Annotated in this window: 25 protein-coding genes; 8 read left to right on the top strand and 17 right to left on the bottom strand. The window is 71.7% G+C overall.

Annotated elements, in window-relative coordinates:
- The first annotated feature begins 57 nt into the window (after positions 1–57).
- Positions 58–531 (top strand): hypothetical protein, encoded by a 474-nt coding sequence (locus ACFVS8_RS17375; RefSeq protein ID WP_387065107.1) that lies wholly within the window; start codon positions 58–60, stop codon positions 529–531.
- 107 nt (positions 532–638) lie between these two features.
- On the opposite strand, the gene ACFVS8_RS17370 is transcribed toward ACFVS8_RS17375, so the two are convergent.
- From ACFVS8_RS17370 to ACFVS8_RS17350, 5 genes are all read right to left on the bottom strand, one after another.
- On the bottom strand, positions 639–986 hold the full coding sequence (locus tag ACFVS8_RS17370) for a hypothetical protein (RefSeq protein WP_387065104.1): 348 nt from the start codon (positions 984–986) through the stop codon (positions 639–641).
- Positions 983–1825 carry a hypothetical protein gene (locus ACFVS8_RS17365; protein WP_387065101.1) on the bottom strand — a complete coding sequence of 281 codons (843 nt, stop codon included), beginning with the start codon at positions 1823–1825 and terminating at the stop codon, positions 983–985. Before ACFVS8_RS17365 ends, ACFVS8_RS17370 begins: the two co-directional genes overlap by 4 nt.
- Positions 1826–1895: 70 nt before the next feature.
- Positions 1896–2759, bottom strand: a complete 864-nt coding sequence (locus ACFVS8_RS17360; protein ID WP_387065099.1) for an amidohydrolase family protein — start codon at positions 2757–2759, stop codon at positions 1896–1898.
- Positions 2756–4051, bottom strand: coding sequence for a CaiB/BaiF CoA transferase family protein (locus ACFVS8_RS17355; protein WP_387065097.1), 1296 nt, complete (start codon positions 4049–4051; stop codon positions 2756–2758). The genes ACFVS8_RS17360 and ACFVS8_RS17355 overlap by 4 nt, the downstream gene beginning before the upstream one ends.
- 90 nt (positions 4052–4141) lie before the next feature.
- Positions 4142–5152, bottom strand: coding sequence for an alcohol dehydrogenase catalytic domain-containing protein (locus ACFVS8_RS17350; RefSeq protein ID WP_387065095.1), 1011 nt, complete (start codon positions 5150–5152; stop codon positions 4142–4144).
- A 265-nt stretch (positions 5153–5417) separates the two neighbouring features.
- Between ACFVS8_RS17350 and ACFVS8_RS17345 the strand changes: the two genes are divergently transcribed.
- Both ACFVS8_RS17345 and ACFVS8_RS17340 read left to right on the top strand, forming a co-directional pair.
- Positions 5418–6500, top strand: coding sequence for an ABC transporter substrate-binding protein (locus tag ACFVS8_RS17345; RefSeq protein ID WP_387065092.1), 1083 nt, complete (start codon positions 5418–5420; stop codon positions 6498–6500).
- Between the two features lie 131 nt (positions 6501–6631).
- Positions 6632–6994: an STAS/SEC14 domain-containing protein gene (locus ACFVS8_RS17340; protein ID WP_387065090.1), complete on the top strand. Its 363-nt coding sequence runs from the start codon at positions 6632–6634 to the stop codon at positions 6992–6994.
- Between the two features lie 211 nt (positions 6995–7205).
- On the opposite strand, the gene ACFVS8_RS17335 is transcribed toward ACFVS8_RS17340, so the two are convergent.
- The 6 genes from ACFVS8_RS17335 to ACFVS8_RS17310 all read right to left on the bottom strand — a co-directional run bounded on the left by ACFVS8_RS17335 (position 7206) and on the right by ACFVS8_RS17310 (position 13196).
- A complete protein-coding gene (locus ACFVS8_RS17335) occupies positions 7206–8045 on the bottom strand; it encodes an ABC transporter permease (RefSeq protein ID WP_387065087.1) in 840 nt (279 codons plus the stop codon).
- Positions 8042–8875, bottom strand: coding sequence for an ABC transporter permease (locus ACFVS8_RS17330; protein WP_387065085.1), 834 nt, complete (start codon positions 8873–8875; stop codon positions 8042–8044). Before ACFVS8_RS17330 ends, ACFVS8_RS17335 begins: the two co-directional genes overlap by 4 nt.
- The gene (locus ACFVS8_RS17325; RefSeq protein WP_387065083.1) at positions 8872–9717 is read right to left on the bottom strand and encodes an ABC transporter ATP-binding protein; all 846 of its coding nucleotides are present in this window, start codon (positions 9715–9717) and stop codon (positions 8872–8874) included. The genes ACFVS8_RS17330 and ACFVS8_RS17325 overlap by 4 nt, the downstream gene beginning before the upstream one ends.
- 91 nt (positions 9718–9808) lie before the next feature.
- Entirely contained in the window at positions 9809–10807 is a 999-nt protein-coding gene (locus ACFVS8_RS17320; protein ID WP_387065080.1) for an LLM class flavin-dependent oxidoreductase, read from the bottom strand.
- 2 nt (positions 10808–10809) lie between these two features.
- Positions 10810–12222 (bottom strand): dihydroorotase family protein, encoded by a 1413-nt coding sequence (locus ACFVS8_RS17315; RefSeq protein WP_387065077.1) that lies wholly within the window; start codon positions 12220–12222, stop codon positions 10810–10812.
- On the bottom strand, positions 12219–13196 hold the full coding sequence (locus ACFVS8_RS17310; protein WP_387065074.1) for an alpha/beta hydrolase: 978 nt from the start codon (positions 13194–13196) through the stop codon (positions 12219–12221). The genes ACFVS8_RS17315 and ACFVS8_RS17310 overlap by 4 nt, the downstream gene beginning before the upstream one ends.
- Positions 13197–13405: 209 nt before the next feature.
- Between ACFVS8_RS17310 and ACFVS8_RS17305 the strand changes: the two genes are divergently transcribed.
- From ACFVS8_RS17305 to ggt, 5 genes are all read left to right on the top strand, one after another.
- Complete coding sequence (locus tag ACFVS8_RS17305; RefSeq protein ID WP_387065072.1) at positions 13406–14485, top strand: putative F420-0 ABC transporter substrate-binding protein; 1080 nt, start codon at positions 13406–13408, stop codon at positions 14483–14485.
- Between the two features lie 68 nt (positions 14486–14553).
- On the top strand, positions 14554–15597 hold the full coding sequence (locus ACFVS8_RS17300) for a putative F420-0 ABC transporter permease subunit (RefSeq protein WP_387065069.1): 1044 nt from the start codon (positions 14554–14556) through the stop codon (positions 15595–15597).
- Positions 15594–16424 carry an ABC transporter ATP-binding protein gene (locus tag ACFVS8_RS17295; protein ID WP_387065066.1) on the top strand — a complete coding sequence of 277 codons (831 nt, stop codon included), beginning with the start codon at positions 15594–15596 and terminating at the stop codon, positions 16422–16424. Before ACFVS8_RS17300 ends, ACFVS8_RS17295 begins: the two co-directional genes overlap by 4 nt.
- Before the next feature lie 72 nt (positions 16425–16496).
- Positions 16497–17276 (top strand): hypothetical protein, encoded by a 780-nt coding sequence (locus ACFVS8_RS17290; protein ID WP_387065063.1) that lies wholly within the window; start codon positions 16497–16499, stop codon positions 17274–17276.
- Positions 17277–17358: 82 nt separating this feature from the next.
- Positions 17359–19260 carry a gamma-glutamyltransferase gene (ggt, locus tag ACFVS8_RS17285; protein ID WP_387065060.1) on the top strand — a complete coding sequence of 634 codons (1902 nt, stop codon included), beginning with the start codon at positions 17359–17361 and terminating at the stop codon, positions 19258–19260.
- A gap of 65 nt (positions 19261–19325) precedes the next feature.
- Here ggt and ACFVS8_RS17280 read toward each other — a convergent pair whose 3' ends face one another.
- The 6 genes from ACFVS8_RS17280 to ACFVS8_RS17255 form a co-directional block, all read right to left on the bottom strand.
- Positions 19326–20243 carry an NAD(P)-dependent oxidoreductase gene (locus ACFVS8_RS17280; RefSeq protein ID WP_387065056.1) on the bottom strand — a complete coding sequence of 306 codons (918 nt, stop codon included), beginning with the start codon at positions 20241–20243 and terminating at the stop codon, positions 19326–19328.
- Between the two features lie 237 nt (positions 20244–20480).
- Positions 20481–21512, bottom strand: a complete 1032-nt coding sequence (gene fgd, locus ACFVS8_RS17275; RefSeq protein WP_387065053.1) for a glucose-6-phosphate dehydrogenase (coenzyme-F420) — start codon at positions 21510–21512, stop codon at positions 20481–20483.
- On the bottom strand, positions 21509–22225 hold the full coding sequence (locus tag ACFVS8_RS17270; protein WP_387065050.1) for a 2-phospho-L-lactate guanylyltransferase: 717 nt from the start codon (positions 22223–22225) through the stop codon (positions 21509–21511). Before ACFVS8_RS17270 ends, fgd begins: the two co-directional genes overlap by 4 nt.
- On the bottom strand, positions 22219–23181 hold the full coding sequence (locus tag ACFVS8_RS17265) for a coenzyme F420-0:L-glutamate ligase (protein ID WP_387065048.1): 963 nt from the start codon (positions 23179–23181) through the stop codon (positions 22219–22221). Before ACFVS8_RS17265 ends, ACFVS8_RS17270 begins: the two co-directional genes overlap by 7 nt.
- Positions 23178–24176 carry a TIGR03557 family F420-dependent LLM class oxidoreductase gene (locus tag ACFVS8_RS17260; protein WP_387065045.1) on the bottom strand — a complete coding sequence of 333 codons (999 nt, stop codon included), beginning with the start codon at positions 24174–24176 and terminating at the stop codon, positions 23178–23180. The genes ACFVS8_RS17265 and ACFVS8_RS17260 overlap by 4 nt, the downstream gene beginning before the upstream one ends.
- A gap of 250 nt (positions 24177–24426) precedes the next feature.
- Complete coding sequence (locus tag ACFVS8_RS17255; RefSeq protein WP_387065043.1) at positions 24427–25212, bottom strand: GntR family transcriptional regulator; 786 nt, start codon at positions 25210–25212, stop codon at positions 24427–24429.
- Between the last annotated feature and the right edge of the window lie 16 nt (positions 25213–25228).

Genomic DNA, 25228 nt, shown 5'->3' with positions numbered 1-25228 from the left:
GCACTCGATCGACGCGGGATCTGTGCGCGTCGGGGCACTGCGCGTAGCGTTGCCGACATGGCCACACTCAGCGAGACGCGGCACGACCTGCTCGACGGCGTCGCCCGCGAGTTCCTGCACCTCACTCCGCGCGGCCGACGGCTCGTGGCGATCGAGGGTGCCGATGCCGGCAGAGCCGCGCGTTTCGCCGACGGCCTCGCCGATGCGCTCGGCGCGCAGGGCCAGGTCGCCGTGCGACGCTCGCTCGGCGACGTCGACGAGGCGACGCTGCGCGGCGAGACGATCGAGCCGTTCCGAGCGGGCGCGCTCGACGACGCGGCCGACCCCGACACCGTGCTCGTCGTCGACGGGCGGCGCCTGCTGAACGAGAAGGTGCGCGGCATCTGGCACTTCACCGTGTGGGTGCTCGCGGGCGAGGAGCTGCCCCACGCCGGCGTCAACGTCATCGTCGACGCGACGCTCGAGTCGCAGCCCAAGCGGTTCTTCTACGACTACTGCGCGTTGCCGCCGAGCGTCGGGGAGCTGCGCTGACGCGCTCCGCAGGCGATCACACGCAGCTCAGGTCGATTCGGGCCAGATGCTCCTGACTCGCGGACGAGTGCCTGAATTCCGTGCGACGCGCCGTCGGGCCTTGCCGATCAGGGGATGTAGTCGACCACGCCGTGGGGCGCGACCGCGGCCCGGTACCGCTCCACGAGGTCGCGCCAGCCCGACTCGGGCGTGAACTCGTGCGCGTGCACGGCCTCGGTGAAGTGCCACAGCAGGTACGGATGCGCGCCGAGCGTGTAGAGCGCCTCGAAGTCGCGGGCGCCGAACGCCGCCCGCTCGGCGTCGCTCAGCACGCGGTCGTCGCTCGCCGCGTCGGGCCCGGCGCCCCCGGCGAGCCAGCGTTCCACGAAGGCGGGCGGGTCGGCGACGTACTCGGCGACGAGCGCGTCGCTGAGCTCGACCTGACGCATGAACTTGTCGACCATGTAGCGGCTCATCGGGTCTCCCACAGGAAGAAGGGGCTCGACGCGAACCGCGACTCGGTGACGTCGGCGAAGTCGGCCGGCCGCCCGCCCATCGCGGCGAGCGCGGCGACCGCGTTGAGGTACTGGTAGGTCATGCAGCCGGCCTCGAGCATGCGCTCGAAGTCGCTGCACACGGCGATCGCGCCGTCGAGGTCGCCGTCGCGCATCCAGGCGGCCGCCGCACGGTCGAACTCGGGGTCGGGTGAGCCGGCGAACGTGCGCGGGCCGCCGACGTCGTTGGCCATGTGGCCCGACGTGAGCAGGGCGACCCTGGTGTCCGAGTCCCACGCCTCGACGGCCGAGCGCACGTGCTCGCCGAGGGCGATGAAGCGGCGCACCGACGGCACCGGCGGCATCGACGCGTTGGTGTGGATCGGCACGACCGGCACGTCGAGCTCGGGCCGCACGTACTGCAGCGGGATCACGAAGCTGTGGTCGAGGCGCCACTCGAGGCTCACCGAGAAGTCGATCGCCTCGGGCTGCACCGTGCGCCCCGAGACCTCGTCGGCGAGCTCGCGGTGCCCGGTCAGCTCGACGTACTCCATGCCGAACGTGCGCACCTCGTTCTCCCACGTGCCGTGGTACGACTCGGCCTTGCCGACGACGAACGCGGGCGAGTGGTCGTACGAGAACTGGCGCAGGTGGTCGGTGCCGATCACGACCACGACATCGATGTCGTGGGCGGCGAACGACCGCCGGAACCGGTCGAAGTTCGCCGCGACGCCCGCGAGGTCGTCGGGCATCGGGTCGCGCATCGCGCGCCAGAGCAGCGGGTTGTGCGGCGTCGCGGCCGCGAGCACGAGCTCGGCCATCGGTCTCCGTTCGTGAAGCAGGTCGTGGGTCGGGTTCGGGGCGTCGGATGCCGCGGCGCGGCGCCGGGCGTCAGATCCCGAACAGCGTGCGGGCGTTGTCGAGGAGGATCTTGCGCCTGGACTCGGGCTTGAGGCCGAGCTCGTCGAACTCGGTCATCCAGCGGTCGGCCGTCATGACTGGCCAGTCGGATCCGAAGAGCACCCGGTCGCTGATGAGCGAGTCGGCGTAGCGCACGACCTCCGGGGGCAGGTACTTCGGCGCCCAGCCCGACAGGTCGAGGTACACGTTCGACTTGTGCCAGACCATCGCGAGGTTCTCGAGGTGCCAGGGCCAGGCGGGGTGCGCGCTGATGATCTTGAGCTCGGGGAGCTCGGCGGCGACGTCGTCGATGTAGGGCACCGGCTTGGCGTTCTCGAGGCGGTAGCCTCCGCCGCCCGGCGTGCCCGCCCCGGCGCCCGGGAACCCCGAGTGGAACATCACGACGAGCCCGAGCTCGGCGCACGTCTCCCAGATCGGGAGGAACCGCCGGTCGTTCGCGAGGAACTTCTGCCGCGACGGGTTGAGCTCGCCGACGCCCTTGATGCCGTACTCGGCGTGCATGCGCCGGATCTCGGCGATCGCGGCCTCGCCCTTCCACGGGTCGATGCCGGCGAAGGGGATGAACACGTCGGGGTGGTCGACCGCGGCCTGCCCGATGAGGTCGTTCGCGGCGCCCTTGATGCCCGACGTCGTCTCGGAGTCGGAGTTCACGATGACGGCCATCATCCTGCGGTCGCGGTACTGGTCGGCCTGCTCGGCGAAGCTGACCACCGGGCGCTCCCGCCCGAAGTGCTTCGCCATCTGCTGGTGCCGCTTGCCCATCGCTGCGAGGAACTCCTCGGTCTGCGGGTGCGTGTGCACGTCGATCGCGACGAGGTCGTCGGTGGCGCTCATGCCGAGGCTCCTTCGGTGGGGGCGAGGTGATCGGATGCCGCGGCGGGGCGCACGGCGTCGGCACCGCGCTCGTCGGCAGCCAGGGGGTCGGCGGCTCCGGGGTCGGCCTGTCCGCGGTCGGCCCGTCCGAGCAGCGTCGCGTTGTCGGCGCCGAGGCGCGGCGCGGCGTGGAGTGCGGGGCGGCCGCTGCGGTGGAACCTGGTGCTCGGCGCGGGCACGCGCAGCGGCGTGCCGTCGTGTCCGACGATCTCCTCGACGAGCCCCATCGACGCGATCTGCGGGTCGTCGAAGAGGTCGGCGACGGTGTTCAGCGGCCCGTGCGGGATGTCGGCGGCGGCGAGCCGGTCGAGCCAGTGCTGCCGCGGCATCCGTTCGGTGATCGCCTTGAGCTCGACATCGAGCTCGTCGTAATTGCGCACGCGGGCCTCGCGGGTCGAGAACCGGGGGTCGGTCGCGAGCTCCGGCGTCTCGAGCACCTCGACGAGTCCGATCCAGAACTTCTCGGGCACCGACATGTGGATGACGAACGCCCTGCCGTCGGAACCGACGCACGCGTAAGCCTGGGCCCGGCGCGGCCGCGAGTCGGGGCCCGCCACCTGGCCGGTCTCGAGGAAGGTCGACGCGGCCTCGGCGAGGAAGTCGATGAGCGAGCCGACCATCGAGACCTCGAGGTGCTCGCCCTCGCCGGGCTGATCGGCGGTGCCGCGGGCGTCGCGCGCGTGCAGGGCCGCGAGCACGGCCTGCGAGGCCGACATGCCCGACAGCAGGTCGGAGAACGCGGGCCCGAGCGGGCGCAGCGTGTCAGCCGGAACGACCTGGCTGTACATCGCGCCCACGGCCGAGATCACGGTGTCGTACGCGGGCCGCTTGGCGTACGGGCCCTCGGCGCCGAAGCCGGTGATCGAGCAGGTGATGAGCCGCGGGTTCAGCTCGTGCAGCACGTCGGGACCGAATCCGAGTCGCGCGGCGACGCCGGGGCGGAAGTTCTCGATGAGCACGTCGGCCGTGCGAGCGAGCTCGAGCAGCTCGGCGAGGCCCTGCGGCGTCTTGAGGTCGAGCGCGACCGCACGCTTGCCCCGGTTGTAGGCGGCGAACTGCGGGCTCATCGCTCCGCTGCCCTCCCAGCGCCGCATGGGGTCGCCCTCGGGCGCCTCGACCTTGATGACGTCGGCGCCGAGGTCGGCGAGCAGCTTCGCGGCGTACGGCCCCGAGATGTACTGGCCGAGTTCGACGACGCGGATGCCGGCGAGGGGGCCGGCCTGGGGTGCGGGGTTCGTGGATGCCGGGTTCATCTGGCGAGGTCCTCTCGGCGTGCTCGGGTCGGGTTCGGGGTGCGGGCTCCGGCGTCGGCGCGCTGCTCGCGCGGGCCGCGCCGGCATCCGTCACGCGACATCGATGATCACCTTGCCCCTGGGCGAGGTGCCGAAGCCGCGGTAGGCGCTGACGATGTCGTCGAGCGGATGCCTCGAGCCGATGATGGGCGCGATCGCACCGTTCTGCACGTGGCGGAGCGCCCGTCGCACGTGCTCGTAGTCGGCGCTCGCGACGCCGCGCACCTGCTTGCGCCGCAGGTAGAGGTCGCGCGCGTCGAGCTCGAGGCGTGCATCGACCGAGGCCGAGCAGAACACGGCCCGCCCGCCCCATCCGAGGGCCGCGATGCCCGCGGCGATGACGCCGCCGTGGCCGCTCACGTCGATCGCGACGTCGAACGGACCGACCTCGGCGAGCTTCGCGACGAGGTCTGCGGCGTCGGCGGTCACGACCTGGGTCACGCCGTCGACGCGGGGGAGTTCGGACCGGGATGCGGCGACGACGCGGGCGCCGAGCTGCCGAGCGTACGCGACGGCCGCGTGGCCGAGGGTGCCGCCCGCCCCGGTGACGAGCACCCGGTCGGCCGCGGTCACGCCGGCGGCGTCGAAGGCGTTGATGACGATCGGCAGGCTGTGCACGGTCGCGCTGGCGGTCGCGGCGTCGAGGCCGTGACGGTCGAACGCGTTGCGCGCCGGCACGACGACGAACTCCGCCGCTCCCCCGTCGCGGTGCACGCCGAGCACGGTCTGGGCCGGGCAGTCGGCCTCGTGGCCCCGCGCGCAGGCCGAGCAGTCGCCGCACGGGATGTTCGGCTTCGCGACGACCGCCTGGCCGAGGCGCGACCGGTCGACGCCCTCTCCGACCTCGACGACGACGCCGGCGGGGTCGAGGCCGAGCACGCGGGGCAGCCGGGCGGCGCGGCCGGGGCCGAGTCCGGCGATCACGTTGAGGTCGAGCTGGTTGAGGCCCACGGCCTCGACGGCGAGGAGCACCTCGCCGGGCCCGGGCACGGGGCGCGGAGCCTCGGCGACCCGCAGCCCGTCGAGCCCGTTGACCCGGAGCTGCGCTGCTCGCATCTGCATCTCGCTCCTCCCATGGCTCACGAACCTCGATGTCGTGATTTCTGGATACCGTATCCAACCTGCGCGGACGTGTCTACCGTTCAACCCCCGCCGAGCGCGGATCGGATACGGCACCGACGGCCCGCAATCCAACCGTAACCATCAGCTTCGCGCCGATCCGTAGACAGTTCGAGGGATTTTGGATACCGTATCCGTCAATTCGCACGAGGCGTCGCACGCCTGCGACACCGCCTCGCTCGAGATCCCCTTTCGAGAATGGAGAGTCATGCGCAGATCCATCAGACGGACCGGCCTCATCGCGGCGGCCGGCCTCGCAGCACTCGCACTGCTCACCGGGTGCACCGCGCCCGGCGGCGACAGCGCCGACGCCGAACCGGTCACCCTCGCCGACGGCGAGCCCGGCCCGGCCGAAGACACCGAGATCACCGTCGCCATCCCCTTCCCCGACCTCACGATGTACTCGATGTACGTGCTGGCCACCGACCTCGGCTACTACGAGGAGGAGGGCCTCACGGTCGAGGTCATCACCGCCGACAACGTCACCGCGGCCGTCGCCTCCGGCAGTGCCGACATCGGCGTGGAGTCCACCGGCACCGTGATCGAGGCGATCCGAGGCGGCGTGGAGGTCGACCTCGTCGGCGGCCACTACTGCCGGCAGAACTTCGACTTCGCGACTCAGCAGGGCATCGACGACGTCGCGGACCTCGACGGCACCTCGATCGTGCTGGCCGGAACACCCGGCGACCCCGCCGAGTTCCAGCGCAAGCAGGTGCTGAAGGAGGAGGGCTGGGATCTCGACACCGTGAGCACCGAGGTCGTCTACCCCGGCCCGGGCTCCGAGTCGTGGACCGAGTTCTTCGTGAACGACAAGATCAGCCTGCAGCCGTTCTACGCCGACGACCGCCCGGCCCTCGAGGAGCACGGCGCGAACATCGTCGTCGAGGCGCTGCGCAACTGGGCGAACGACGTCCAGGTCGCGGGCGACAAGTGGGTCGCCGAGAACCCGAACACGCTCGTGCGGTTCCTGCGGGCGACCCTCAAGGCGACCGATTTCATGACGGCGCCGGCCCCCGGCCAGTTCCCCGAGAACGTCGACGAGGCGCTCGACATCTACGAGGTCAACGACTTCGACGTGAGCGACCTGCGCGGCTCAGACAGCGTGTGGGTGCTCGACGGCCATCTCGCCTGCTCGAACCTGTACTTCGACACCGAGGCGTGGGACACCACGATCGAGACGCAGTCGCTCGAGCCCATCGAGTTCGACCGGTCGCAGCTCGTCTACCTCGAGAAGGCGCAGGAGCTGCTCGGCATCGACAACGCCGGGCCCGAGACGCTGCCCTACCCCTGATCCGGGGCTGACGCCCTGCCATCGAGAGCCCCCGCCGGAGCGCATGCCGGCGGGGGCTTCGTGCGTGCTGCCGCCGGGATTCCGCTGATTCCGGACGGTGGCCTGATGCCATCGATCGGGAGGGGATTGACATGCTCAGACCACTGGAGGGGCTGCCGACGACGGTCGTCGCGTTCGAGGCCGTCGGCGAGGTGCACGCCGACGACTACCGGAACGTCCTCGATCCGGCGGTCGAATCCGCGATCGCGGCGCACGAGAAGATCAGGTTCCTGTACGTGCTCGGAAGCGAGTTCCAGGGATTCACCGGCGGAGCGATGTGGGAGGACGCGAAAGTCGGCGTCGGGCACTGGTCCCGCTTCGAGCGGCTCGCGCTCGTGACCGACGATCGCGCCTACCACGACGCCGTCCGGGCGTTCGCGTGGATGCTCCCGGGCGAGGTCCGGCTGTTCACCGTCGCCGAGCTCGCCGAGGCCGAGGCCTGGATCGCCGCCTGACCCCGGTCTGATCCACCGCACCCCGACCGACGGATGCCGCGGCACGACGCCTGCACGCGGCATCCGCTCTGCATGCGGCATCCGCTCTCCACGCGGCATCCGCTCTCCACGCGGCATTCGCACTGCTGTGCCCGGCGCGACGAAGCCGGCCCCCGCTGTCGCGCATGACGCGGGGGCCGACGGCCTGTGCCGGGCGGTGGAGCGGGTCGGCCTAGGAGGCGCCCACCACCTTTCGGTCGTCGTACCAGGGCGCGAGGCGCCGCCGGAGCGTCGAGATGAGCAGCAGCGTGAGGTTCGCGATGATGACCATGACGATGACCATGGCGATCGCGTCGGCCATCTCGAACTGGTACGCCGCGTACTCGAGCATGTGCCCGAGCCCGCCGGTTCCGCCGAGGAACTCGCCGAGCACCTCGCCCGTGAAGCCGAGCGCCGCGCCGCGCTGGATGCCCGACAGGCTGTACGGCAGCGTCGCCGGGAAGATGACCTTCCAGCCGAGGGCGATGCCGTTGACGCCGTAGACGCGCCCCGCGTTCACGAGCGACGGGCTGACCGTGACCGCGCCCTCCATGGTGTTCAGGATGATCGGGAACACCGCGAGCAGGAACACGAGCGCGATCTTCGACTCGCTGCCGAGCCCGAGGCCGAGGATGAACAGCGGCGCGAGCGCGACCTTCGGCGTCGAGTACAGCAGCCAGAGGAACGGCGCGACCGTGAAGCGCAGCACGGGCGACCAGCCGACCGCGAGGCCGACCGTGACGCCCACGACCACCGCGATGACGAGCCCGATGAGCACGTTGCCCAGGCTGTACGCGAACGCGGCCCAGAACTCCGGGTCGACCATGAGCCGGCCGAACGACGCGGCGACCGCGGTCGGCGGCGGCAGGAACGCCTCGGGCACGAGATGCAGCCAGCTGACCGCGGCCTCCCAGATGAGGAGGATGGCTGCGACGACCCCGATGAGCAGCCAGGTCCACTTGGCCTCGCCCGTGCGCACGACCCGCCTGGGCCGCACGATGCGCATGGTCCCGGTGACGCTCGTGACGCTCATCTCTTCGCCTTCCTCGTCCACGGCGCGGCCCATCGTTCGACGAGGGTCACCACCTGGGTCATGCCGACGCTCCACGCGACGATGATCGCGATCGCGGCGAACGCCTGGTCGGTCTGGTAGGTGTTGACCGACTTGATGATGAGCGCGCCCATGCCGCTCGCCGAACCCGACATCTCGGCCACGACCATGCCGATCGTGGCGAGCACGACCGCCTGGCGCAGGCCCGCGAACAGGAACGGCACCGTCGACGGCAGGTACACCGACCGGTACAGCCGGGCGCGGTTCGCGCCGTACACCCGGCCCGCGCGGATGATCGAGGGGTTCGTGGTGCGCATGCCCGCGGCCACGTTCAGCAGGATCGGGAACAGCGCGCTCACCGCCACGAGGAAGATGACGGGGCCGATGCCGAACCCGAACCACGCCTTCGCGAGCGGCTGGTAGGCGATGGTCGGCGTCGCGTAGATCGTCCACGCGATCGGCCCGACCACGCGGTCGACCGGCAGCGACGTGCCCATGAGCAGGCCCAGCGGAATCGCGATGACCGCGGCGATCACGAAGCCGATGATCCACGCCTGCATCGAGATGACGAGGTTCGGCCAGAGCACCCCGCTCGAGACGAGCTCGACGAACCCCTGCGCGATCGCCGTCGGAGGCGGCAGGAAGACCGGGTTGATCCACCCGAACACGCCGACGACGAGCTGCCAGACGACCAGCATGACGACGACCTCGATCGCGAGCACGCCGGCCTTGCCCGCGGGGCTCAGGCCCGCGAGCCACGCGCCCACACCGCCGCGGCCGAGGTTCGGCCCGCTCGCGAGGAACGCGCTCATTTCGAGACCGCCGCCGCCGTCGCCTCGCCCTGGAGGGCGTCCCACAGGTGGTCGCGCAGTTCGAGGAACCGCGGGTCGTGTTGCACGCTGCGCTCCGAGCGCGGGCGCTCGAGGCCGGTCTCGATGACCTCCTTGATCGCCCCGGGGTGGCTCTTGAACACGACGATGCGGTCGCCGAGCAGGATCGCCTCCTCGATGGAGTGCGTGATGAAGAGCACGGTCTTGCCGGTCTTCTGGATGAGCCGGTCGATCTCGTCGCGCATGACCTCGCGGGTGAGCGCATCGACGGCGCCGAGCGGCTCGTCCATGAGGAGGATGCGGGGCTCGGCGACGAAGGCGCGGGCGAGGCCCACGCGCTGCTGCATGCCTCCCGAGAGCTCGCGCGGGTACGACGACTCGAACCCCGCGAGGCCGACCATCTCGATGGCCTCCTGCACGCGGTCGCGCCATCCGTCGCCTCTGAGCTCCTTCTGCATCTCGAGGCCGAACTTCACGTTGTCGAAGACCGTGCGCCACGGCAGCAGCGCGTAGTCCTGGAACACGACGGCGCGGTCGGGTCCGGGCCCGGTCACCGGCTCGCCGTCGACCAGCACGGTGCCCGTCGTCGCCTGCACGAGCCCGGCCACGACGTTCATGAACGTCGTCTTGCCGCAGCCCGACGGGCCGAGCACGGTCACGAACTCACCCTCGCGCACGTCGAGGTCGACGCCCTCGATCGCGATGAGCTTCTTGCCGGTGCGAGCCACGTCGTAGCTCACGCTGAGGTCGCGCACCGAGATGAGCGGGGCGGATGCCGCGGGCTCGGCCGGTTCGGATTCGGCGGCGGTCGTCGTCATCGTCATGTCCTGTCTCTCCACATCGGTCTCGGTCCACTCACTCGTTGGCGGTCGGGAGCGACGAAGCGAGCGTCGTCGCTCCCCGACCCATGTTCGCTCAGCCGACCGGGACGGCCGCGTGCTCGCGCAGCTTCGGCAGCACCTCGGTGCCGAGCAGCTCGATCTGCTCGAAGAACCGGTCGAACTTGAACCGGAAGTCGAACACGAGGTGCTCGGTGCCGATGGCCTCGAACTTGCGGATCTCCTCGACGGCCTCGTCGGGGCTGCCGACGATGAGCTGACCCTCGAGGTCCTCCACGGTCTGGAAGCTGCCCGACTCGGGCTTGACCGTGAAGCGCGCCTTGTTCGCCCACGCCAGCAGGCCCGGGATGTTCACGTGCTTCAGCGCCTCCTCGCGGGTCTCCTCGATGGAGGTCGGCGGGATGACGGCGATGGTCGGCATCGGGCGGCCCGAGGCATCCGTCATGTCGCGCATGGTCGCGATGCGCTTCTCCATGGTCTTCAACGAAATGCGACCGGGCATCCAGCCGTCGGCGTACTCGGCCGCGAGGCGCGCCGAGGCCGGCGTCGCGCCGCAGTACCAGAACGGCACGGGGCCGCCCACGGGCTTCGGCTCGATCGTCACGTTCTCGAACGAGAAGATGCCGTCGTCGTAGGTGACGTCGTTCTCGGTGAACACGCGCTTCAGGATCTCGGCGTTCGAGCGCACGGCCTCGACGCGGTTCAGGTCGCCCCAGCCGACGGCCTCGAACTCGTGGTCGAACGTGCCGGCGCCGAAGCCGAGGATGAGGCGGGGACCGACGAGCTGCGTGATCGTTCCGGCCATGAGGGCCGTCACGAGCGGGTGGCGGAACGGGATCAGCGATCCCGTGCCGAGCTCGAGCTTCTCGGTGACGGCGCCGATGGCGGTGAGCGTCGTGAGCGCGTCATAGAACGTGCGGTTGGGCTTCTCCATCTCGCCGTGCGGCTCGAACACCAGGTGATCCCGCACCCAGACCGAGTCGAAGCCCATCTTCTCGGCGAGCTGAGAGCCCTCGAGGAGCTTCTCGCGGCTCGCCTCTTCGCCGAAGTGCGGCAGCAGCAGACCGAATTTCATGGTCACTTCCCTTCTGATGCGGCCAGTTCGGCCGTCCGTGCGGCCGGAGCGGCCGCGAGCTTCCCGAAACCGGGCTCGCCGACGACGGTGCCGTCGGCGTAGACGTCGTGCCCGCGAACGAGCGTGCGCTCGATGCGAGCACTGATGGTGCGGCCGTTGTAGGGGGTCCACCCGATCTTCGACAGCACGTCGTCGTCGGTGATGGTCCACTCGTGGGCCATGTCGGCGATCACGATGTCGGCGTCGGCGCCGACCTCGAGCGAGCCCTTGACGCCCGCGAGGCCGAACTTCTCGGCGGGCACGCCAGCGACCATCTCGACCACGCGATCGAGCTCGAGCCTGCCCTGGTTCACGGCGTCGAGCATGAGCTCGTAGTAGTACTGGATGCCGGGGGTGCCCGTGTGGGCGCTCCACATCTGCGTCCAGCCGATCTCCTTCTCCTCGCGCGTGTGCGGCGCGTGGTCGGAGCTCGCGATGTCGATGGTGCCGTCGCGCATGCCCTCCCAGATCGCGAGGCGGTTCTCGTCGGGCACCCAGTACGACAGCGCGTACGGGCCGAGCGTCTGCACGTCCTCCCAGGTGGAGAGGAACGGCGCCCAGTGGTTGACCTCGCAGGTCACGTCGATGCCGTTGGCCTTGGCCCGGCGCACCGCCTCGATCGAGCGACGCGTCTGGATGTGCGCGATGTGCACGGGGCATCCGGATGCCTCGGCGAGACGCAGCACGACGTCGATCGCCGTGTCCCAGATGACGCCCTCGCGGGCCGCGTACGCGGACGCGTAGCCCTCGGGGGTGTTGTCGCCGCTGGCGAGCACGGCGCCCTCGATGTAGTCCATGAGCTTCTGGTCGTGCGGGTGCACGATGAACCGCTTGCCGGTGGGTGCGATGCGGTCCATGATCTCGAGCAGGTGGCCGTGGTCGTGGATTCCGGTGCCCGACGGGTGCGGGTAGTCGCGGCCCGTGTCGACGACCATGTAGATCTTGAATGCGTTGACGCCCATGTCGGCCATGGGCACGATCTCGTCGAACTTCGTGGGGGCGGGGTTGTGGTTCCAGTCGACGATCGAGCTCGAGGTGTATCGCTCGAACACGTCGGTGAGGGTCTCGACGTCGACGGTCGGCGGCTTGAGGTTCGGCATGCCGAACATGGTGGTGACGCCGCCGGCCGCGGCCTGTCGCGACGTGGTGAGGATGTCGTCCTTGTGCTCGTAGCCGGGTTCGCGGGTGTGCACGTGCACGTCGACCATGCCGGGCAGCACGAGCCGGCCGGATGCGTCGATGGTGCGCGCCGCGTCGACCGCGACGTCTCGCGCGACGACGCCCGCGACCTTGCCCGCGTGCACGAGCAGGTCGCCCGCGACCGGGCCGCTCGGGGTGACGACGGTGCCACCGGTGATCCTCAGGTCGATGCTCATCGCACGGCCTCCTCGAGTGCTGCCTGCACGGGTGCCTCCTGGCGTTCGGTGAGCTCGCCCGATCCGGGCGAGCGGGTGGTGCGGACCTCGACGTCGCTCGGGCGCACGTAGCGGTCGAGCCAGTCGACGATCAGCGGGGTGGTCTGCTCCCAGTAGCGGTCGTAGGCCGCGTAGTGGGTGGTGTGCCGCTGCATGATGAGCTGCTTCGGGCCCCTGGCCGCGGCGTAGAGCGCCTCGGCGTGGTCGGTCGGCGTCGTCGCGTCGCCCTCGACGCCGATCACGAGCAGCGGGGTGGTCAGCCGTTCGGCGGCCGCGATGGGCTTGTACGCGAGGATCTCCTCGGCGCACGAGAGCGGGATCGCGCTCGGGATGCGGTCGTCGACGTCGGCCTTGATCGTGGTGGCGCGGCGCTCGGGCGTCGGCACCATGATCTCCTCGCGCGGGTGCACGAGGCGGCCGGCGCCCGTGGTGACGCGCAGGCGGCGGTCCTCGTCGAGGCTCGCGAGAAACGCGAGCCACTCGTGCTCCTGGCGCATGCGGTGCAGCCAGTCGGTGCCGTCGGCGACAGGCACCTGGCTGACGGCGGCCTTGACGCGCGGGTCGACGTCGGCGAGGAGCACGGCGTTGCCGCCGCCGGTGCCGCCGGTGCCGAAGACGCCGATCGCGTCGGCGACGACGTCGTCGCGCGTGGTCAGGTAGGTGACCGCGTTCACGAGGTCCTGCAGCTGGCGGGCGGGCGAGAGGATGCCGCGATCGCCCTCGGAGTCGCCGAAGCCGCGGTAGTCGAAGATGAGCACCGCGAACCCGGCGGCGACGAGGGCCTCGTGGTAGCGCACGTAGAGCTTGGCGTCCTTGAGGCCGAGCCAGCCGGGTCCCTGCACGATCGCGCGGTAGGGGCCGGGGGTCTCGGGTGTTCGCCAGATCGCGGCGAGGCGGTCGCCTTCACTGATGAACTCGACGTTCGTGGTGATCATGTGGTGCGGGTCCTCTCGGATCGGCGAAGCAGCGGTGCAGAGTCATCTTTGCGTATTCTGGATCCAGAATCCAGTATTGATTCCGAATCGATCGTCGCCCTAGGATGAGAACGACCGCCGATCCGTCTTGATCGGTTGTGATGGCCCGGGATTGGGCCGTGAGTCCTCGACAGCTGTCGAAGTCCGCACCGAACCGTCCCGGAGGAACCATGCCCATTTCGCGCCGTCACCCCTTCACCGCCGCGCGCTCCGGCGCCGCACGCTCCGGCGCCGCACGTCCGGGCGCCGTGCGCCCTGCGCGCCTCGCAGCGGCCCTCACGATCCCCGCCGCCGTGCTCCTGCTCGCCGGCTGCGCGACTCCCACCGCCGCCTCGACCGGCGGCGCCGACCCCTCGGCGGAGGCCGCGGCATCCGCCTACCCGATCACGATCGACAACTGCGGCACCGAGGTCACGCTCGACGCCGCCCCCGAGCGCGTGCTCACGATCAAGTCCTCGACGCTCGAGCTCATGCTCGCGCTGGGCCTGGCCGACCGCGTGATCGGCTCGGCCTTCAGCGACGGCCCCGTGCCCGACGAACTCGCCGACGCGGCATCCGGCATCGAGGTCGTCTCTGACAAGGTGCCCTCGCAGGAGGCGACGCTCGCGCTCGAGCCCGACCTCGTGTTCGCGGGCTGGGAGTCGAACCTCTCGGCCGAGGGTGCCGGCGAGCGCAGCGACCTCGCGAAGCTCGGCGTGGCCACCTACGTCGCCCCCGCCGCGTGCAAGGCCGAGGGCTACATGCCCGACCCGCTCACCTTCGACGAGGTGTTCCGTGAGTTCGGCGAGGCCGGGGACCTCTTCGGGGTTCCGGATGCCGCAGCCGACCTCGTGGCGGAGCAGCAGGCCGAGCTCGACGCGATCGAGCCCAACGACGACGGGCTCACGGCGCTCTGGTACAGCTCGGGCGATGAGACGCCCTACGTCGGGGCCGGCATCGGCGCACCGCAGATGATCATGGGCACCGCAGGCCTCGACAACATCGCGAAGGACGTGCACGACACGTGGACCTCGATGAGCTGGGAGGCCATCGTCGACGCGAACCCCGACGTCATCGTGCTCGTCGACGCCGCGTGGAACACCGCCGACCAGAAGATCGCCCAGCTCGAGGCCAACCCCGCGACCGCGGAGCTTCCCGCGGTGAAGGGGCAGCGCTACGTCGTGCTCGACTTCCCGTCGACCGAGGCCGGCGTGCGCAACGTCGGCGCCGTCGCCTCGACGGTCGAGCAGCTCGGAGCGCTCGGGCTGTGACCTCCGCGCCGAGAACAGGACGACGCGCCGGACCCGTGCCCGAGGCAGGCGGCACCGGGACCTCCGGCGTGCGGGTTCCTGTTCTCGGCGGGCGGGCGCTCGTGTGGGGCCTGCTGCTCGCGGCGGTGCTCGCGGCATCCGTCATCGTCGCGGTCACCGTCGGGCCGGCGCCCATCGCACCGACCGACGTGTTCGCGAGCATCGCCGCGCACCTCGGGTTCGGCGAGCCGACGCTGTCGACGATCCGCGACGGCATCGTCTGGGAGCTCCGGATGCCGCGCGTGCTCACCGCCGCGGTGGTCGGCGCCGGCCTCGCGCTGTGCGGCGCGGTCATGCAGGCCGTCACGCGCAACACCCTCGCCGACCCGTACCTGCTCGGCCTCTCGTCCGGCGCGTCGGTCGGCGCCGTCGTCGTCATCGTGCTCGGCGTCGGGCTGCTGCTGCCGTTCGCGGCGTTCGCGGGCGCGCTCGCGGCGCTGGTCGCGACGCTCAGCCTCGCGATGGCGGCCGGTGCGAGATCCGGTCGCGGCGCACGACTCGACCCCACGACGACCGTGCTCGCGGGCATCGCGGTCTCGAGCGTGTTCGGCGCGATCACGAGCCTCGTCATCTTCTGGAGCGCGACGGGCGACAGCTACCGCGAGATCCTGAACTGGCTGCTCGGGTCGCTCGCCGGCACCGACTGGGGCTCGGTCGCGATCAGCGGCATCGCGCTCGTGGTCGTCGGCGTGCCGCTCATCGCGAGCGCGCGCACGCTCGACGCCTTCGCCCTCGGCGAGTCGGGGGCCGCGGCGCTCGGCGTGCACGTCGCGCGCTCGCGCGTGCTGCTGCTCGGCGGAACGGCGCTCCTCACCGGCGCACTCGTCGCGGTCTCGGGCTCGATCGGCTTCGTCGGCCTCGTGCTCCCCCACGCCGTGCGCCTCGTGACCGGGCCGGGCCACCGGGCCCTGCTGCCGCTCTCGGCGCTCGCGGGCGCGATCTTCCTGGTCTGGGCCGACACCGCGGCCCGCACCCTGTTCGACCCGCGCGAGCTGCCCGTCGGCATCATCACCGCACTGGTCGGCGGCCCGGTGTTCGCCTGGCTGCTGCTTCGCCGGAGGAGCACGACATGAGCCTCGACCTGTCGCGCGTGCGCTTCGACCGCGCCGGACGCACGATCATCGACGGAGTCGACGCGACGCTGCCCGGCGGTGCGTTCACGGCGCTCGTCGGCCCGAACGGCGCGGGCAAGTCGACGCTGCTGCACCTCATCGCCGCCGTCGAACGCGCCGACGCCGGCGAGCTCCGGCTCGACGGCCGACCCCTCGACGGCATGAGGCGGCGCGAGCGGGCGCGCGTCGTCGCGCTCGCCGAGCAGCAGGCCGAGGTCGAGGGCAGGCTGACCGTCGAGGCATCCGTCGCCCTCGGGCGCACCCCGCACCTCGGCGCGTTCGGTGTGGCCGGCGCGCACGACCGCGCGATCGTCGAGGGCGCCCTCTCGGCGGTCGGCGCCGCGGAGTTCGCCCGCCGAACCCTCGACTCCCTCTCGGGCGGCGAGCGCCAGCGGGTGACACTGGCCCGCGCGATCGCGCAGGAGCCGACCCTGCTGCTCGCCGACGAGCCCACGAACCACCTCGACCTCGGATCGCAGTTCGTCGCGCTCGACCTGCTCGCCGGTCTCGCGCACGACGGGCTCACCATCGTCGCCGCGCTGCACGACCTGTCGCACGCGGCCGCCTACGCCGACCACGTGATCGTGCTCGCCGCCGGTCGGGTCGTCGCCGCCGGAGCCCCGGCCGACGTGCTCACCGCCGACCTCGTGCACGACGTCTACGGCGTGCGGGCCGAGGTGCTCGTGCACCCGCTCACGGGCAGGCCGCTCATCGCGGTCGCCTCGCCCGCCACGCCCGAGGGCGTCGGCGACCCGGCCGTCGCCGACGCTCGATCGCACCGCGGCTGACCCCGGGCACCACGCCTTCGACCCCGGGCGCCGAGCCTTGCCCACAGTCGCGGGCTCTGCCACGATCGGCCTGTGACCCGACCCCTTCGACGCCGACTGGGCGTCACCGGATGCCTCGCCCTCGCCGCGGCATCCGTCAGCCTCCTGACCTCGTGTGCGACGTCGTCGACCGCCGCTGAACCGGCGGCGTCGACACCTCCGCCGACGCCGACGACCCCGGCGGAGGTCGCCGCCTCGATCGTCACGATCGACATGCCGGATCTCGCCCCGTACCCGGAGCCCGATCCGCCGCTCACCGAAGCCGAGTCCGAGGCGAAACGCCTCGAGTACGCCGACGCACAGTGGCAGGCCGTGCTCGCGACGTATCCCGACGCGGTGCGCCCGGCCGACCCGTTCGCCGGATACCTCACCGTGGAGCAGCGACAGGCGCCGTTGCGCGCCTGCCTCGAGGCGGCGGGCGTCCCGATCGACGTGGGGCACGGGCTCGATCCCGATGCGCCGCCGTCGATCGGCTGGTCGGCCAGCACCGAGGCCGAAGCGGTCGAGGCGTTCACCTGCAGTCAGGTCCACCCCACCAAGATCACGGACAGCCCGGCGAACGACGCCGAGCTCGGCTGGATCTACGACTACATGGTCGAGTTCTTCGCGCCGTGCTACGAGGCGAACGGCATCGACGTGCCGCCGCCGCCTGGCCGCGACGTGTGGGTCGAGACGTACCCCGGCTACGTCTGGTTCCCGTCGTACTTCGACGACCCCCGATTCCGCGACATGACGTTCGAGCTCGAGACAGCCATCCGCACGGCGTGCCCCGACCCCGACACGTACCTGCAGGAGCATCCCGAGATCCGGTGACCCCGCCGCCCGGCATTGCCGCACGCGTCGTCGCGGTCTAGCGTGAGCCCCATCGCATCGTTGTACCCAGTTCGGGGGACTCATGGACAACATCGTCGTTCGTCACCGCGCTGCACGCCGGGGCGCGGCCGTCGCCGCCGCAGCCGGCCTCGCGGCCGCACTCGTCGCCACGTCGGCACCCGCCTCGGCGGTCGTGCAACCGGCCGGCTCGCCGGCCTCCGCGTCGCACTCGGCGTCGCTCCCCACGACGTGGCGCCCGTCGCCCACGCCGACCGCGACGTCCACGGGATACGGCGGAGCCGTCTCGTCGGTCGACGCAACGGCGAGCCGCGTCGGCATCGAGGTCCTCAGACTCGGCGGCAACGCCGCCGACGCCGCCGTCGCCACGGCGGCCGCGCTCGGCGTCACCGAGCCGTACAGCGCGGGCATCGGCGGAGGTGGGTACTTCGTCCACTTCGATGCGTCGACCGGCACGGTGAGCACCATCGACGGACGCGAGACGGCACCGGCCGGTATGCCGACCGACGCCTTCATCGACCCCGTGACCGGCCAGCCGTACCGGTTCACGCCCGAACTCGTGTCGTCGGGCGTCTCGGTCGGCGTGCCCGGAACGCTCGCGACCTGGGATGCCGCACTCGACCGATTCGGCACGAAGCGGCTCGGGACGCTGCTCACCCCGTCGATCCTGCTCGCGGCGAAGGGATTCACGGTCGACGAGACGTTCCGCAACCAGACGCTCGACAACCAGGCGAGGTTCGCCGCCTTCCCCGACACGGCGAAACTCTTCCTCCCCGGCGGCGACGCGCCGAAGGTCGGATCGACGTTCCGCAACCCCGACCTCGCCAAGACGCTCGCGCTCATCGCGCTCCGAGGCCCCGACGCCTTCTACTCGGGTCGGCTCGCCGACGAGATCGCCGACACCGTGCGGCATCCGCGCAAGGACCCTGCCTCGACGTTGCCGGCACCCGCCGGCACGCTGACCGCGGCCGACCTCGCCGCCTACAGGGTCGTGGAACAGGAGCCGACCCACGTCGAGTACCGGGGGCTCGACGTCTACGGCATGGCGCCCTCCTCGTCGGGAGGCACGACCGTCGGCGAGGCCCTCAACATCCTCGAGAACCACGACCTCGCATCGGCCGAGGTCGGGCAGAGCCTGCACCTGTACCTCGAGGCATCCGCCCGCGCCTTCGCAGACCGCGGTGCGTACCTCGGCGACCCGGCATTCGTCGACGTCCCCACCGAGACGCTGCTCAGTCAGGAGTTCGCCGACGCCCGCGGCTGCACGATCGACCCGGACTTCGCCTCGGTCCGTCCGGTGCCCGCCGGAGCCCTCGACGCGGCCGGGTGCGAAGCCGTCGTCATCGACGAGCCCGCCGATACGGAGAACGTCTCGACGACGCACCTCTCGGTGGTCGACAAGTGGGGCGACGCGGTCGCCTACACGCTCACGATCGAGCAGACCGGAGGCTCGGCGATGACCGTGCCCGGGCGCGGATTCCTGCTGAACAACGAACTGACGGACTTCAGTACCGTCTACAACCCCTCAGACCCGAATCGCATCGAGCCGGGCAAGCGTCCGCGCTCGTCGATGTCGCCCACGATCGTGCTCGAGGACGGAGACGTGCGGTTCGTCGTCGGCTCGCCCGGCGGAGCGACGATCATCACGACGGTGCTGCAGATCCTCCTCAACCGCATCGACCTCGGCATGACCCTGCCGGAGGCGGTGGCGGCGCCGCGCGCTTCGCAGCGGAACGGCGCGACCACCTCCGCCGAACCCGAGTTCATCACGGCGCACCAGACGGCGCTGGCCCCGTACGGGCAGATGCTCGTGCCGTCGGGCGACCAGTTCACGTCTGCCGCGCAGATCGGCGCGGCCGCGGCGATCGAGGTCGACCCGAGCGGGCTCATGACCGCCGCGGCCGAGCCGGTCCGCCGTGGCGGTGGCACCGGTCTGGTCGTCCGGCCCGCGCGCACGCCGCGCTGACCGATCCCGCCACGACCCATGGGCAGCGGCCGACGGCCGGGCTCACGAGCCGTCCATCAACGGGGTCACGCCTCGGGGTCGAACCCGGGCACCGTGCCGTCGGCCGACGGGTACTTGGCGATGAGGCTCGCATCCTTGCCCGCGTACCCTTCCGACGCGAGCCTGCAGAACTGCTCGAGCGCGAGCTCGGCCGCCGGCACGTGCAGGTCGGATGCCTCGGCAGCCGCCACCGCGAACGAGAGGTCCTTCTCGGCGAGCGCGGCCGAGAACGTGGCGTCGAAGTTGCGGTTCGCGGGGCTCGTGTCGACGACGTCCGGAGCGGGGTACCAGGTGCGCAGCGGCCACGAATCGCCCGACGACGCCGAGGCGACCTCGTGGAAGCGCGCGGGGTCGAGCCCGAGCGAGGCGGCGAGCGCGGCTCCCTCGGCGACGCCGAGGAGCGACACGAAGAGCATGAGGTTGTTCGCGAGCTTGGCCGCGATGCCGAGGGTCGGGCCGCCGAGATCGAACACGTGGGCCGCCATCGGGGCGACGAACGGCCAGGCAGTCGCCACGGCATCCGGATGCCCGCCGAGCATGAACGTCAGCGACCCGCGGATCGCGCCCGCGATGCCGCCCGAGATCGGCGCGTCGACGAACGCGAACCCGTGCGCCTCGGACTCGGCGTGGCACCACCGCGAGGTCTCGATGTCGACCGTCGAGGTGTCGAGCAGGAGTGCGGTCTGCGGTGCGGTGGCCCACACGCCGCCCGCCGCCGCGTAGACCTCGCGCACGTGCTCGTTGCGGGGCAGCGACGTGAACACGGCGTCGGCGCCCGCGACCGTGTCGGCGATGCTCTCGCAGACCCGCACGCCGCGCTCGGCCGCGACCAGTTCGGCCGCCTCGTCGAGGTCGAAGCCGCGCACCTCGTTTCCCGCTGCGACCAGGTGGGCCGACATGGGCCCGCCCATGTGCCCGAGTCCGATCCATCCGATGACGGCCATTGCCCCTCCTCCGACGTCGATGTCTGCGGCTGTCCGGTGTCCGGACCCGCGCCTGCCACGCTACGCCTGCGGCGCGCAGACCGGTCGTCGGATGTCGCGCGCGACGCGCCGGAGGTTCGTGGACGCGGCACGGCGAGTCGCGTCGGATCTCCGACATTTCGGACACGCGGCCGGCCGAGCATGCGCGACAGGGCGCCCCGGTCGTCGAACCGGGGCGCCCTGGGTCTGAGCTGGGGGCTACGCCGCGCGCGCCCGCAGGCGCGGCGCGAGGTCGCGCTCGAACAGCTCGAGGAACCGGCGCTGGTCGTGGCCGGGCGCGTGGAACACGAGGTGGTTGAAGCCCCAGTCCATGTACTGGCCGATCTGCTCGACGACCTCGTCGGGGTCGGTGCCGACGATCCAGCGCTTGGCGATCGTCTCGATCGGCAGGGCGTCTGCGGCACGCTCCATCTCGACGGGGTCGGTGATGTCGTGCTTCTGCTCCTTCGAGAGCGAGAGCGGCGACCAGAACCGGGTGTTGTCGAGCGCGGTGTCGAGGTCCTCCTCGTACGACAGCTTGATCTCGATCATGCGGTCGTACTCGTCGAACGTGCGGCCGTCGGTGCGGGCCTCGAGCCCTTCCTTCACGGCCGGCATCAGCTGGTCGGCGTACAGCTCGGCGCCCTTGCCCGACGTGCAGATGAAGCCGTCGCCCGCGCGCCCGGCGTACTTGGCGACCTGGGGCCCGCCCGCGGCGATGTAGATCGGCACTCCGCCGTCGGGCCGGTCGTAGATCGAGGCGTCGTGGGTCGAGTAGTACTCGCCGTCGAAGCTGACCTGGTCTTCGTCGCTCCAGAGCGCACGCATGAGCCGCACCGACTCGCGCAGGCGCGCGTAGCGCTCGCGGAACTCGGGCCACTCCTGCTCGCCCGCGCCCTGGAAGCCGGTGGCGATCTCGTTGAGCGCCTCGCCGGAGCCGAAGCCCGCGATGATGCGGTCGGGGTAGAGCACGCCGAGCGAGGCGAACGCCTGCGCGAGCACGGCGGGGTTGTAGCGGAACGTCGGCGTCATGACGCTCGTGCCGATCTTGACCGTCGACGTGCGCTCGCCGACCGCGGCCATCCACGCGAGCGAGAAGGGCGCATGGCCGCCCGTGTGCCGCCACGGCTGGAAGTGGTCGCTCGTGAAGACCGACTCCATGCCGTGCGCTTCGGCGGCCACGGCGATCTCGACGAGTTCGCGCGGGTCGAACTGCTCGGCGCTGGCCTTGTATCCGAGGGTGAGGGTCATGCTGCTCCCTTTCTGGTGGAGTCGGTGCGGCGTCGTGCCGCCGCGAGTGCGGCCGAGGAGTGGGGGCCGAGTCCGAGCCGCTCTGCGGCGTCGAGCGCCTCGACGGTGTCGACGTCGCGGCGCACGCGTTCGACGAGCCCGGCCGGCAGGTCGTGCGAGAGGTCGTGGAACCCGAGGGTGCGGTGCAGCACGGCCGAGTCTGGGCCGAAGGCGGGTTCGAACCTGGTGTGGGCCGCAGCGGTCGCGAGCGTCGTCCCGGTGCCCTCCGCGTCGGGCATGAAGGCGAGCGGATGTCTCGACGCGGCGCCGAGCGCGACGTCGAGGGTCTGCGGGGTGAGCGCGGGCAGGTCGCCGAGCAGCACGCCGAGGCCGCGATGGCTGCGCGCCGCACGGCCTCCGACCCCGGTGGGGTCGCGCTCGTCGACCGCGAGGCGCCGCGCCTCCGCGATGCCGTGGCCGATCGCCGCGGTGAGCGACCGGGGTTCGGGCTCCGCCACGACGACGAGCTCGGTCGGGATCTCGTCGAGGTGCCCGCTGAGGTCGCCGACGACGATCACGCGTGCCACGCGTTCCGCGGCGAGGGCGGCGTCGAGGGTGTCGAGCACGAACGCCCTGGCCAGGCCGGCGCGCGCGGCGGCGTCGAGCGACGGCGCGAGCCGGGTCTTCGCCTCGGCGAGGAGCTTCACGGGCACGACGAGGTCGTAGGTCAGCATGATGCCCCCTCGACCTCGAGGCGCGCCCTGGCCGCGAGCGCCTCGGCGCGCGCCGCCGCGACGCCCTCGGCGTAGCCCGAGGCGAACCCCTCGGCGTGACCGACTGCGCGCCCGCGGGCGAAGCCGGCGTCGTGTCCGTCGCGGCGCCCGAGCTCGACGGCCTCGTCGGTGCCGAGCCGGAACAGGTCGCGGTCCGACGGCCGCACGATCGACGCGGCGCCCGGCAGGTCGAGCTCGCCGACGGCGCGGCCGAGTCCGGAGACGACGGCCACGGGGCATCCGCTCGCCTTGCCCTTGACGAGGTCGCCGGCGCCGGCGAGCTCGTCGGCGAGGCAGGCCATGGTCACGGTGAGGGTTCGGCCGGCCGCGTCGGTGCCGCCGCGCAGGTCGTCGACGACGTGCACGCCCGCGGCGCCGATCGCGACGTCGGTCTGCCCCTCGCGCCACGGGCGGCCGAGCGTGTCGGAGAGCAGCACGCCGACCCGCGCACCGGTGCGGGCCCGAAGACCGGCCGCGATCGCGCGCGCCGAGGCGTCGGGGTCGACGGGCAGCAGCAGCACGGTGCCGTCGGGCGTGTTCGACGCGTCGACGCCCGCGGCGGCGGCGACCATGCCCTGGCGGTTCTCCACGATGCGCGTGATGCCGCCGGGGTGCGCCCTCGTGGCGACGACGCGCACGGTCTCGTCGGTGATCGCCTGCTCGCGGTCGGCCGCGTGCACGATGCGGCCCTCGGCCTTCGAGACGATCTTCGAGGTGACCACGACGATGTCGCCGTCGTGCAGCCCCCCGGCGTCGGCTGCGGCCCCGGCGATGAGGTCGACGAGGTCGTCGCCGGGGCGGACCTCGCCGATGCCGGCGAGCGCGCGCACGACGATCGTCGCGGCATCCGATGCCGGAGCACCCGACGAGACGGGGTGAGCGTCGGGCCGGACCGGGGCGGCGAACGCGGTGCTCATCGCACGAGCCTCGGCAGCACGTCGCGCCCGAAGACCTCGAGCCAGTCGCGCTGGTTGCGCCCGACGTTGTGCAGGTAGATGCGGTCGAACCCGAGGTCGATGCATCGCTGGATGTGGGCCCGGTGCACGTCGGGGTCGCTCGACACGGTGAGGCGGCCGGTGAAGTCCTCGGGTCGCACCGAGCGGGCCAGCTGCTCGAACTCGAAGGGCGAGCGGATGTCGCCGCGAGCGAAGCGCATGCCCGCGATGGGCCACTCGCGGAGGGCGTTCGCCATCGCCACTTCGTCGGTCGGCGCCCAGGAGAGGTGCAGCTGGAGCACGCGCGTGAGCCGCGAGCGGTCGCGGCCGCCCTCGCGCGCGCCCTCGTCGAACTTCGCGAGCAGCACGCGCAGTCGCTCGTCGTCTGCGCCCGTCGTGATGATGCCGTCGACCTGGCGTCCGGCCCGCTTCGCGGTGACGGGGCCCTGGGTCGCGACGAAGATCTCGGGAGCCACGGGCGGCATGGTCCACAGCCGCGTGGTCTCGAGCTTGAAGTGCGGGCCGGAGTGGCGCACCTCGCGCCCGGCGATCGAGGCGCTGAACAGCTTCTTGATGACCTCGATCGCCTCGAACATGCGGTTGATGCGTTCGTGCGCCTCTGGCCAGTACTCGCCGACGATGTGCTCGTTGAGCGCCTCGCCGGAGCCGATGCCGAGCCAGTGCCGACCCGGGTACATCGAGGCGAGCGTCGCGCTGGCCTGGGCGACCATGGCCGGGTGCCAGCGGTACGTCGGGGTGGTCACGCCGGGGCCGAGGTCGCCGGTCGTGCGTTCGCCGAGCGCGGCGAGCACGCTCCAGACGAACGACGACTCGCCCTGCTGCGGCAGCCACGGCTGGAAGTGGTCGGAGGCCATGACGCCCGTGAAGCCCTGCTGCTCGGCGAACGCGGCGAGCGCCACCGCCTCCGCGGGCGGGAACTGCTCGAGCATGGCGGCGTATCCGATGTGCACTGACACCCCTCCATCCTCCCGCTCCCGCGCGGGGCCGTGGCACGCATTCGGAGATTCGGCGGGCCGGTTCGGGTCGTCGACTTCTCGACATCATCAGTATTTCGGATTCTGGATCCAAAAAGCAAGAGTCGCACGGATGCCGTGGGCAGGGCGATGGCCGCTCCGCCCGGCGTCGATGCGCGCCGCCTCCGTCTCGAGCGCCCGAAGCGCCACGACCCGGTCGCGAGTCGCCTCCGGTCCTCGACCGGCGAGCCGCTCAGCGGGTCGGGCGAACCCGCAACGCCGGCGCCGAGGGATCCGCCGCCTTCGACTCCGCCTCGAGCAGGTCGAGCACCGCGTCGCGCACGCCGACGAGGTGATCGCGCAGCACCGACGCGGCACGGTCGGCGTCGCCCGACGCGACGGCCTCGATGAGCTGCTCGTGGGTGTGGCTGTGCTCGGCGTCGCCGACGAGGCGCCATCCGAGCACGTAGCGACCGACCTTGAGCCGCAGCTGCTCGATCATCTCCCAGAGCACGGGCCGGCGCGCGGCGTCGTAGAGCTCGGCGTAGAACTCGGTGCGGGCGTCGACGAACTCCGAGCCCTCCTGCTTCTGGTCGGCGGACTTGCCGAGGGCGCGCAGGCGCGCGACGCGGTCGTCGGTGAGCTCGGCCATCGTGAGCCGCAGCGCCTCGACCTCGAGCAGCACGCGGATGTCGTAGACCTCCTTCGCCTGCTCGGGCGAGAGCGACTTCACCACGGCGCCACGGCGGTCGTGGAACTCGACGAGCCCGTCGGCCTCGAGCTGGATCAGCGCCGAGCGCACCGGCAGGCGCGACACCCCGATGAGCTCGGCGAGCGTCTCCTGGCGGAGCTTCTGGCCGGGCAGCAGCGCGCCGCTCAGGATCGCGTCCTTCAGGATGTCGTAGACCATCACGCCCACCGAGCGGTACCCGGTCGCGTGCTGCCCGGCCAGTTGCTGGAGGGCGGCGGCACCGCCGTCGCCGACGGGAGGTGCCGTTGCCGCCGTGGTGCCCCCGGGGGCTGCGTTCTGCGCGCTCATGGATCCTGAACGTAGC

Origin of the sequence: Agromyces sp. NPDC058110, from assembly GCF_042884735.1 — a bacterium.
In the GTDB taxonomy this organism is placed as follows: domain Bacteria; phylum Actinomycetota; class Actinomycetes; order Actinomycetales; family Microbacteriaceae; genus Agromyces.
This window is presented reverse-complemented; position numbering and strand designations above follow the sequence as displayed.